The 465-nt window shown below is 72.5% G+C and carries 1 protein-coding gene; it reads right to left on the minus strand.

Features of this window, described 5'->3' with window-relative positions; all coding sequences use genetic code 11:
- A partial coding sequence (locus tag I6F37_RS39125) for a hypothetical protein (RefSeq protein ID WP_225154245.1) occupies positions 1–465 on the minus strand: 465 nt, incomplete at both ends.

Here is a 465-nt window from a genome sequence, read left to right on the forward strand (position 1 = left end):
GGGTTGCTGAGCATGTTGAACTGGTGCTGCGCCGCCCGGCTGGGCCCGCAGGTGACGGCGGCGGTGCAGGGCCGGACCGTCCAGTAGTACGCCGAGCCCGCGTTGCTGTCGGCGAAGGCACGCGTGGGGGTCCACATCGTCGAGCTCACGGCGTAGCTGCCCAGGGGGTTGGTCAGCTCGGCGTCGCGGCTCACCACGAGCACGTAGGAGCCGGCGTCCGGGACCGGGTCCCAGCGCAGCACCGGGGTCTGGCGCAGGTTCTGGCACTCCGAGGGCGCCTGGGCGCCGCAGGACGTCGTCGGGTCGTCGAGCGCCGTACCGCTGAGCGCGGCGCGGTGGCCCGTGACGTCGCGGAGAGCCGCGATGCTGAAGCTGCCGACCGTGCCCGAGGACAGGAACTCGTTGCTGCGGTAGGCGTCGACCTGGAACTCGTAGCGGTCCGGCGAGAGGTAGGCGGTGCCGAGG

Source organism: Bradyrhizobium sp. NBAIM08 (assembly GCF_020193935.1).
Taxonomy (GTDB): Bacteria; Pseudomonadota; Alphaproteobacteria; order Rhizobiales; family Xanthobacteraceae; genus Bradyrhizobium; species Bradyrhizobium yuanmingense.